This window comes from Mesorhizobium sp. WSM4813 (assembly GCF_055811555.1).
Genome location: NZ_JBVVQU010000007.1, coordinates 1 through 10,299, shown reverse-complemented (window position 1 = coordinate 10,299; position 10,299 = coordinate 1). Strand labels below are relative to the sequence as shown.

Genomic DNA, 10,299 nt, shown 5'->3' with positions numbered 1-10,299 from the left:
GGTGGCGATGGCGCCCTCGGCCACGCTGTTGGTGTCGGCGTTCGCCGTCGGCACGTCGTCGACGACGTCGATGGTGAGTGTATCGTTGGCGCTCTGCCCGTCCTGGTCGGTCAGCACCACTGCAAAGTTCTCGAACAGGCTGTTCTCACCGAGGGCGGTGGGATGTGCCTCGTTGTCGAGGAGCGTGTAGGTGTAGCTCACCTGACCTGTCGCGGCATCGTAGGCCGTCACAGCCAGCGTGTTGCCCTCCGGCGTCGTGAACGAGCCCGCCGTGAACACGCCATTGGTGATGAAGGCCTGACCACCAATCGTCAGCGAGGCAATGCCGTCGGGCGAGGAGATGGTGAAGGTGCCCGTACCGGTCTCGGCCGTGCTTGACGGGTTCGACCCGGGCCCGCCCGGCGTCCCGACATTTAACGCCTCTTCATTCACCGTCACGTCGCCGCCACGGGCCTCGGGCGTCAGGTCGCTGATCACCGGCGGTGCATCGCCGATCGAGATTGTCAGTGTCGTGTGCGACAGGTCGCCGTCGCCATCCTTGATGGTGTAGGTGAACACGTCGTCGACGCCGCCGGGCGTGCCGGCATCGCGCGCATAGCTGTAGGTGCCGTCCGCGTTCAGCGTCAGCTTGCCGTAAGTCCCCTGGATCTGCACGCCAAGCGTACCAGCGTCGTCCAGATCGGAATTCGTCGTGCCGCCCGTGACGCCGACCACGGTCGCACCATCGGCGCCCTGCGTGTCGGCCGCCCCGTCAGTCACGTTGACGTCAAGGCCGTCTGTCCCGCCAGCAAGCACATTACCTGTCGCGGGGCCGAACTGACCCGCCGCGATGCTGTCCGTGTCGGCAATCGCCGTCGGCGCGTCGTCGACGATGTTGATGGCCAGGTTGCCTGGCGCTGCCGGATCGCCGTCGGCGTCCGTCACCGCGACCGGGAGGTTTACGCTGGTGATGTCTCCGGAGGTGTTGTCGATGAGAGTATAGGAATAGCTGATCGTGCCGAGGCCGGTCGCGGGATCATAGACATAGCTCGCTGTCAGCGAGCCGGTCGCGTCGGTGAAGGTCTGGGGCACACCGGTCAGCACATGGCCGCCCAGCGAGACTTCCGACACGCCGTCCGGCGAACTGAAGCCGATCGTGCCGGAGGTCGTCTCCGAGGTCGCAGGCTCGTTCGAGCCTTGTGACTCGCCGCTGCGTGCCGGCAGGCCAGCCTCATAGACCGTGGTCGAGGCCACAGGATCAATCGAAGGGGTAGAGTCGTTCTCCCTGACGCCAATCGTCAGTTCCCGCGGCTCCAAACGGCCAAACTGCAAGGCCGTCGGCGGCAGCAACGCCGACAGATCGAATCCATTGCCGATCCCGCCGACCGGAACCGCGAAGTTTCCGCCGGCGCTGCCTGGCGTCCCGTTTCCCGGCCCCGCCGAGATCGAGCCGTCGGCGCCGAAGGCAATGTCGACATGGCTAGCTTCAAGCGCCGCCAGCAAGGCGACGCGCGGCACCTCAATGTCGCCGACAATAAAGGTCGGCACGTTCAGGGCACCGTCCTTGATGACGACCACCGAGCCGTCTGGCTGTTCGAGCAGAAGGTGGCGGCCATCGACTCGGATATTGTCGATGGCGACGTTGGCCGGAAATCTCACGGTGTTGCTGGCGTCGGCTACATATTCATGCGGCGCCGCAGCCGCTGGTGCATTGGCCGCTGCCGGCGCTTCCGTTTGCACTGGTGCGCCGTTGCCCACATCCGCCGGCACCGGCTCGGCTGCTGCCGGTTGCTCGGTCGAGTCTGCTTGCGCGACCTGGATTCCTGCCGCCGATGCCAGGGCGCTGTGTTCATTAGAAGCAGAATGTTCGTCCGAAGAACCTGAAACATTGTCCAATTCGGTAATTGTCGCCATAGCTGAAACCCCTCCGGTATTTCTCTGGAAGAGACAGCGGTCACCTCGGCTTTGCAACAGTCTCGTAATCTATTCCATATATCCTAATATGCATCTGCCACTATTTTTTACGTATGGTAAACCACATTTATATAACCCAATATATGTTGGGGCTGCCGGGCAATTTGCTGGCAATCCTTACGACAATGACGCGAAAGAATAAGTATAAATATATATAAAATTTTATACAAAACAGACGAAGCCCTTTGCGACAATGTTATCTACCTTCCTTTCCAATAATTTGAGACAAGATTGGTAGCGTCCACAGTCAAAGGTGGGCGTTATGAAAAAAGAAAAGGCTGGCCTGGCAACCGGGCTCAAAATGCTTTTGCTGGCGGTCGGCCTTGTCGGCCTGTCGCAGCCAGCACTCGCGAATGCCATTGTGGCGGATGTCGCTGCGGGCGGCGCGCTGGAAAAGGTGCAGGCGCCGCCATGCCTCGGCGGCGTTTCGCTGGCGAGATTTCAGCCTTGGCGGCCTGCTGGAACTTACCGCACAGATGTGTTTCCCGGCAGCTACGGGCCAGCTGTTGCTTATAACGGGGAGGCTCTTTCGACGTCGCGAGGCGATGCCGGCATAGATCCTGTGCAGACGGCGGCGATAATCCCCGGTGTGTTCGGATCGGTTGCCTTGTCCATGCGCAACTCTCCCGTCTCGGCGCGCTGGGCACCTGTCTACAGGGCCATCGCCGGCTGCTCTGCAAGCAGTGCGTGCGAGCGCAAGAGCGCTGCTTTTGCCGAGATCGTTAACGCTGTCAAAGACCGGGGATTCAGCGACAAGCTGTCCTTCGTCAACAGCAGCATAAACCGTGCAATTGCCTACAAGAAAGACAGTGCAGTTTACAGCAGGCTCGACTATTGGGCGAAGCCTTCGGAAATCCTCGAGCGGCGGGCTGGCGACTGTGAGGATTTTGCCATCCTCAAGATGGCGGCTCTGCTGCGGGCCGGCATCCCGGCGCAGAGCATGTCGCTCGTTGTTCTCCAGGATCGCCGCAGAAAATTCTTTCATGCCGTGCTGTCGGTGAGTACGGGCAGCGGCACATTCATCCTCGACAGTCTCAACAACACTGTTTTGAAAGACAGCGATCTCCCTGACTATCTGCCGCTGTATTCCTTCAGCACTGACCGGGCGTGGATCCATGGCGCAAAACCAGGAGGCGCGCAAATAGCAGACATCAAAGGCGCTTTCCCAACGGTTGCTCCTGGCGAAGGTTCGGAGCCGGATATATTCCTCTGAAAATTACGCGAAGCATCGTCACCCAGGATTGAGCTGCACTGCCTGGAGCGGCAGCTCTAAAGCGCGTCGCATTTGAACGGATTCATGCGACGCGCTTTAAGTTCTTGTTTTTACGCATGTCGTTATCGCAAAACCGCTGCGCACCCTCGGGTCAAGCCCAAGGGCAAGCTTTTGCGCGACATGCATCAGCCGTTGACGAACGCCATCAGCAGCTCCGGTTCGGGTACGGGCGCCCGCACTGCATTCAATTGACCTCGATACCGACGTTCGCCGGCGCCGATGACGAAGCCGCTGGCGATCGGAACTTCGCCATTGGCATCGAGTCGAGCAAAAATGTCAGCGACATTGAGATCCAACGCCAGCTTGAGATCTTGTCGGGCATCATTGTTTGGTCCGGTCGGCAACTGACGCTTGACCAGTTGCTGGAACGGAGCATTGAAAGTCAGGATCTTCTTCGATGACGCCAAGGCAAAAGCGGGCGAGGGGCAGGCAACCAATATGGCATTGATCGTTCTGATCGATGCAAGCTTTCGTAGGATCAGGTTTTCATCCGCCAGCCCGAGTATGCAGGCCACCCGTATCGCCGACGTCAGATTACCAGTCTTGGTTTGATTTTTGGCGATCTCGTCGATCAGCATGCCGATCGTGCATTTCCTATTTTCAGCCATCTGCTTCAGCGACATCCAGAAAGCCTTTTCCAGACGAATGCCGCGGCGTATGCCGCCACGCGCGACAACCCGGAACTCCAGCCCGAAATCCTCTCTGGTGATCGGCAGAAGCAACCGATCATCGGTGGTGGGAGGAGAGTTGGCGCTAGCGCTCACTCATGGCCTCCTGACGCGCCTTGTTGATCGGCTTCAAAAGGTAACTGAGGATCGTCTTGCGTCCTGTCTTGATGTCGACTGAACAGATCATGCCGGGGATGATCGAATAGGCCTTGCCGTCCCTTTCGAGGGTCGACTTGTCCGTCGCGACACGCACCTGGTAAAAGGGCTCACCCGTTTTCTCGTCGACCAGGCTGTCGGCGGTGATGTTGGAGACCTTGCCTTCGATGCCGCCGAAGATCGAGAAGTCATAAGCGGTGACTTTTATCAGCGCCTCCTGGTCGGGACGAATGAAAGCGACATCGCGTGGCGAGACGCGCGCTTCGATCAGCAAGGTTTCGGAGGTGGGCACGATGCCTGCCACAACCGAGCCAGGCTGCACGAAGGCGCCAACCGTGTTTAGCTCCAGTGTATTGACGATGCCGTCCACCGGCGAACGGATATCGGTGCGCGCTACCTTGTCGGTGGCCCCACGAATGGTTTCGTCCACGACCGAAAGCTCTGCCAGCGCCTGCGTCAGTTCATCCAGTGCTTCCTGCTGCAGCTGGAGGCCAAGCTCCTCGACCTGGAGTTGGGCTTCGGTGATCGTTGACCTGATCTTCTTGACTGTCTCGCCGGACAGGTTCAGCTGACCATTGAGTTCGGTCTGCTCCCGTTCAACCCGGATTTGCTCTGTCCTGGCCATCAGCCCCTTTTTGACCATTGATCCAACCAGTTTTGCCTCTTGGTCACTAACGGCCAGATTCCTGGTGAGGCGGTCGGAATTGGCGGCTGCTTCGTCCAGTTCCTTCTCGCGCTGGTCGAGGCGCGATTTGAGAACCGACAATTTATTGTCGAAGTTTTCGCGCCGGGCTGTGAGAAGCTTTTGTTCATTCTCGCAGATTTGCGGAGCGATCGACTGAATGTCGGCCGGGCACGGAAAAGGCCCTGCGAGATTGCCGCTTTGTTCGTATTTGAGCCTTGCGATCCGCACTTCAAGCGCGCGAGACTTGGCCTGCTGCTCGCCAAGGCTGGACGTATTCAGCGTGTTGTCGAGGCGAATGATCAGGTCGTTTTTCCTGACGACCTGCCCAATCTTGACGGCGATTTCTTGGACGACGCCGGCTTCGCTGGCCTGTATGATTTGGGTCTTGGACGCCGGGATGACCTTGCCGTCGCCGCGTGCGATTTCGTCGACTTCGGCAAAAGCTGCCCAAGCAACAAAAACGACGAAGAGCGCTCCTATGATAAATATGGACGCCGACGCGAAAAGCGGCGGACGATCTTCTTTGGCAAGCATTTCCTTACGCCCCATTATATTGAACTCGGTCAATATAATCTATTTTTTATCAGCCACTTTTCTGCAGTGCCTTTACGACCTGTTCCTTTGGCCCGTCTGCAACTATCCTGCCTTGTTCGACAACGATAAGCCGATCCGCCAGCTCAAGCATGCTGTAGCGGTGGGTTGACACGATCAGCGTCGTTTTTTCATCGAAGGCCACTTTGAGCTGTTTGATCAACTGTCTTTCCGAGGCGAGATCCATTGAGCCTGACGGCTCGTCCAGGAAGACGATTTTCGGCTTGGTCAGCAGCAGGCGCGCAATTGCCACCGTCTGTCGCTGCCCCCCCGAGAGATTGGTACCCCGCTCGCCGACATTCATGTCATAGCCGCGCGGGTGGCGAGAGACGAACTCGTCGACGCCGGCGGCCTTTGCGGCGTCGATGATTTCCTCATCGGTCGCCTCGGGGCACGCCATCAGGAGATTTTCCTTGATGGTGCCTGAAAACAGATCGCCGGCCTGGGCGACGATTCCTACCGCAGCGCGAACCTCCGACGGGTGGTATTGGCGGATGTCGATGCCGTCGAGCAAAAGCTCTCCCGAGGTCGGAAGAAAAAGCCTGCCGATCAGGCGACCCATCGTTGTCTTGCCGGACCCTATGCGGCCGATGATGCCGATCCGTTCTCCCGGTTTGACCGAAAAATTGAGGCCGGTCAGAACCTCGTTTTCCGAACCGGGATAGACGAACCCGACATTCCTGAACACCATCGCACCGTTGCGGATGGGGCGGTTGACGAAGCCCACCGTGTCCGGCCGGTCTTCCGGTTGAGCCATGATCGAATTGACGATTCTCAACGAGAGCATGGCTTGCCGCAGTCTCGAAAGCGTGATGGCGATCTGGCCAAGTGGAGCAACCGCGCGGCTCGCCAGCATGACCGTGCCTATTATTGCTCCCGTAGAAATATGGCCTTCCGAGAAGGCATACGCGCCGGCTACGACCAGGGCGACGGTCACAAGCTGCTGTATGGCCTGGGTGATGTTGCCGGCGGCGGCCGAAAGCTGCTTGATCTTTTCCGACGTATTGGCAGCGTTCTTGGAGTGCTCACCCCATTTCCGCAGCAGATACGCTTCGGCCCGCAGCGATTTGATCGTCTCCAGCGTCGAAATGGATTCGACCAGCAAGGCCTGGCGCTGAGAAGCTTCATTCATCGAGGCGGCGACTCGCTTGCCGATACGTCGCTGCGTAATCAGCCCGACGATGACCGACGCCACGAAGGCCAATGCCGGTATCACCACCAGCCAGCCGCCTATCGCATAGATGACCAGAAGAAAGACGAACACAAAAGCCGTATCGATAAAGACGCTGATGGTATTGGAGGTGAAGAACTCCCTCACGAACTCATATTGGGTCACGCGATTTGCGTATTCACCGGTCGAGCCAGGGCGCGCTGACAGAGACGAGTTGAGGACTTTTTCGAACAGAAGATATGATATTCGCAGATCTGCTTTGCGCCCGGCATAGTCGATGAGAGACGCCCTGGCGGTCTTCAAAAGCAGATCGAACAAAATGACGGCGCCGATGCCGATTGCCAGAACCCACAGCGTTGATGTCGCCTTGTTCGGCAGGATTCTGTCGTAGACGTTCATGGTGAAGATCGGCGAGGCGATGGCCAGCAGATTGATGAATATCGCCGACAGGACCACTTTCGAATAGGTGCGCCAGAAGGCGCCCATCGTTCCCGTCAGCCAGTGACGCCTTTCTATCTTCGCCGCCGAACCGACCTTCATTCCTTCGGCGGCATTGGCATAGGTTATCGAAAAGGATACGCCGCCACTGATGAAACCGGCGGCAAGCTCGGCTTTGGCGATGATCGTGCGGCCATCTTCCTGCGGGGCGGTCGCATATGCGCCGTCTTGCATCTCCGCCAGCAGGGCAACAGGCAACTGGCTGACGCGAAAGAGAATGGCGGGAAGATCGACACGACCGCGCAGAAAATCCCGGTGGCTGAATTCCTGGACCTCCAGACCGATCCGTTCGGCAAGATGCCTGATGTCCTCCACCTCTATTCGCGTCTCTGAAAGCGGAACCCCGGCGAACAGGACGGTTTCGGCGCTCGGTCTGCCGAGATATCCGGCAACAGCCGAAAAGCAGGCCTTGAATGCCTCTTTAGGGGAGAGGATGTTGGGTTTCTGATTCACGATCTGCCCGCAAGGACTCTCGATCGATCCTTAAACCGAGCTACTTTTTCCTGACCGGGGCGAGGATGTCGAAAGGCAGATCATTTTTCTGTTCCGACGGGGTGCGCGCATAGGTTTCGGTGTCAGCAGTCTCCGGCGTTGCAAACTCGGTCCTGGCATAAGCCGCCGCCTGTTTTGCCGGCTGAAGGTTCATCGTTTTCAGCAACTGCCCGGTCGCCGCCAACAGCCGATACTCGGCGAACAGCGATGCGTAGGAGGCAGTATCCGCCAGCGTTGCTGTATTGAACCGCGTATTTTGCGCATCAAGCACGTCGAGCAGCGACCGCTGTCCGACCTTGAATTGTTCGCGATAGGAGACGACGAGTTTTGCGCTCTCGGAAGCCTGCAGCCGCAGAGTTTTTGCGAGGTCGGCTTGCCGGAAGCGGCGATCCCATGAGGTGCGGACCGCTTCCTCGATCTCCCGCAAGACCTGATGCAATCCGAGTCGCTGTTCGCTGGTGCGGCGGATCTGTTCTTGTTCGTTGGCCTTGTCGATACCTCCGCGATAGAGGTTCCAGCGCAGCACGAGCCGCGCTTGCAGGTCGCTGGCGTCGCCGTCATCGCCATCAACATCATATCCGGCCCGCGCACGGCCTTCGGCGACAATAGCGGGTCCGAATTTGGCCCGGGCTGCATCCACCAGTGAAGCAGCGGCGTCGATATCGCTGTTGGCCATGTGAACGCGCGGATTGTTCTCGCGCGCCAGTCCCAGCGCCTCGTCAAGCGACCTTGGCAGCGCGCCGCCAACACTGCCTGGCCTTGTGGCGTTGGTCAGCGGCTTGCCGACGGTCTTGAAGAATCGTATTTTGGCCTGCTCCAGCTCTTCGGAGGCTTCCTGCAAGCGTGCCTTGGCTGCTAAAAGCCGCTCCTGGGCTTGTTGGCCGTCGGCATCGTTCAGCGCACCACCCGCGATGCCTTGCCGGATATCTCCGAGAATCCCCTGATGGAAGCCCAGGTTCTTTTTCGCCTCTGAAACGATCGAGGCCTGCAGCATGTATTCAAGATAATCCTGGACGACGGAGAGCCCGATGAATTCAGATCGCTCCAGTACCCTGAAAGAAGCCCCATCGACCCGCGACGCCTGATGGTTCAGTTCGGCCCGTCGTGCTCCACTGTCGTAGAGCGTTTGCGATATCACGACACCCGCTTCCGCCGGATAGAGCCCGTCTTCCTCTATGGAGAGCGCTCGTCGGGACGAATTGTCGAGGCGACGGGCTCCCGCAGATGCTTCAAGATCGATGCTGGGAAGATAGAGCCCTTTCGCCTGGCGCAGTTCGAATTCGATTGCTTCGCGGTTTTCAACCGCTTGGCCGATCTCCGGATTGGACTCGACGGCCACGGCCATCGCTTCCTTGAGCGTGAGGGCGCTAGCGCTCCCGCAACCCAGCATCGAAAATGTGATGAGCAGGCCAAGGCGCTTGCCAATGGCCACTTTGATTGTCGTATTCATGGTCTACCCCACCCACGCTTCTGCCCGGTACTTTTTGTATGGCCCAAGTTTATATGGCCAAGCCTTCTCACCGAAGCTTTGACAAATTATCCGATAAATTCTTCGAATACGTGAGTGTTTATTGATTTAGCCCGGCCAAGAACCGAATCCGAGGCATAAGTTTCGGGAATGTAGCAAAAATGGCACATAAAACGGGCGCTGGCTGCGGTTTGCGGCAAGCGCCTGCGCCTGTGATCAATGCTGCTCGCCGCCTCCTTAAGCTTCGCGCAATCTTTGCAGCCTATTCTGCTTATCGATTGGCGAGGGAACATGACGCGCAAGCCGCTATTGCTTTTTGCCTTCCCGGCTCTCATCCTTCTGTTTCTTGCAGGGGGACGAGCAGCGACGTTCCAGCTGGGAACCTATCCGGCCAGCCCCGCCCTGTGGCGGATCTGGCTTGAACTGCGCCCGTTGTCGATGATGTTCTGGCAGCAGGTCGACCTCTATCTGAGCGGTTCAATGGCCCTTGATGCCGCGATCCTGACCGCCGCATCGATCCTCTGCTGGATGGCTTGCCGGACGCGAAAATCGGCCGCGCTCTTCTTCCTTGCCAACCACGCCGCTCTACTTTTCGCCGGGTTGATAATGGCTTCCAGCAGCCATTCTGAAACGGCGAGCACGATTGCGGCATTCACTGGACCGAGCGGCCACCCGTTCTCGCTGATCCTCGATTTCACATGGCAAAACAGCCTGGTGCTGGGTCTGGGCACTGCGGCCTGCGCCTACTGTCATGTTGCGTTTCTCGGCGAAGCGCGACAGCGTTCCCGAGCGCTCGCCGTACGGCTTATTGCTCTGCAGCGGGATCTCTAATGCAAGTCGCGCAAAAGCATGCCCTCGGGCTTGAACCGAGGGTGCGCAGCGGTTTTGCGATAACGACATGCATAAGAACAAGAACTTAAAGCGCGTCGCATGAATCCATTCAAACGCGATGCGCTTTAGGACCCGGGCACGCCATGGTTTTCACGAAATGGGCTTTCACGTAGCCGTCCAGGCTCACTGACGGCAACGGATAGTAGGTGACCGGGCACCATTGCCGCTTTCGGTCCGCCCCGGCCGGCCGGCATGGGCCTGTGGCCACGATGATGCCGTTGTGATCGCTAGAGCACGTCCTGTGGTCGATGAATCGATTGTGATGTGACAGCTGCGTCTTGTGCTGATTCAACATCCACCTCGATGGAGGTGGACGATGGGAAGAGCATTGAGCGGGGATCTTCGATCGCGGGTTTTGAAGGCTTCGGACGAAGGGATGTCGGCGCGGCAAGCGGCGGCGCGGTTCGGCGTGGGAGTGTCCAGCGCGATCCGCTGGATTGCGCGGGCGAAGAT

The 10,299-nt window shown here is 58.6% G+C and carries 8 protein-coding genes; 3 read left to right on the top strand and 5 right to left on the bottom strand.

The genetic code is table 11. From position 1 onward, the window contains the following. Positions 1–1,893, bottom strand: a 1,893-nt coding sequence (locus tag AC0L25_RS05495; protein WP_473594555.1) for an Ig-like domain-containing protein, incomplete at its 3' end; no start/stop codon positions are given. A gap of 322 nt (positions 1,894–2,215) precedes the next feature. Here AC0L25_RS05495 and AC0L25_RS05490 point away from each other — a divergent pair. Further along, a complete protein-coding gene (locus AC0L25_RS05490) occupies positions 2,216–3,166 on the top strand; it encodes a transglutaminase-like cysteine peptidase (RefSeq protein ID WP_473594554.1) in 951 nt (316 codons plus the stop codon). Positions 3,167–3,351: 185 nt separating this feature from the next. Here AC0L25_RS05490 and AC0L25_RS05485 read toward each other — a convergent pair whose 3' ends face one another. The 4 genes from AC0L25_RS05485 to AC0L25_RS05470 are packed head-to-tail and all read right to left on the bottom strand — an operon-like array spanning position 3,352 to position 8,937. After that, positions 3,352–3,990: a ribbon-helix-helix domain-containing protein gene (locus AC0L25_RS05485; RefSeq protein WP_473594553.1), complete on the bottom strand. Its 639-nt coding sequence runs from the start codon at positions 3,988–3,990 to the stop codon at positions 3,352–3,354. Then, the gene (locus AC0L25_RS05480; RefSeq protein ID WP_352962175.1) at positions 3,980–5,269 is read right to left on the bottom strand and encodes an HlyD family type I secretion periplasmic adaptor subunit; all 1,290 of its coding nucleotides are present in this window, start codon (positions 5,267–5,269) and stop codon (positions 3,980–3,982) included. Before AC0L25_RS05480 ends, AC0L25_RS05485 begins: the two co-directional genes overlap by 11 nt. Positions 5,270–5,318: 49 nt before the next feature. After that, a complete protein-coding gene (locus AC0L25_RS05475; RefSeq protein ID WP_352962172.1) occupies positions 5,319–7,448 on the bottom strand; it encodes a type I secretion system permease/ATPase in 2,130 nt (709 codons plus the stop codon). Between the two features lie 40 nt (positions 7,449–7,488). Next, a complete protein-coding gene (locus tag AC0L25_RS05470; protein ID WP_473594552.1) occupies positions 7,489–8,937 on the bottom strand; it encodes a TolC family protein in 1,449 nt (482 codons plus the stop codon). Positions 8,938–9,246: 309 nt separating this feature from the next. Between AC0L25_RS05470 and AC0L25_RS05465 the strand changes: the two genes are divergently transcribed. Continuing rightward, complete coding sequence (locus AC0L25_RS05465) at positions 9,247–9,786, top strand: hypothetical protein (protein ID WP_473594551.1); 540 nt, start codon at positions 9,247–9,249, stop codon at positions 9,784–9,786. A gap of 376 nt (positions 9,787–10,162) precedes the next feature. Next, positions 10,163–10,299 (top strand): helix-turn-helix domain-containing protein (locus AC0L25_RS05460; RefSeq protein ID WP_473594673.1); only part of this gene is annotated, 137 nt, incomplete at its 3' end.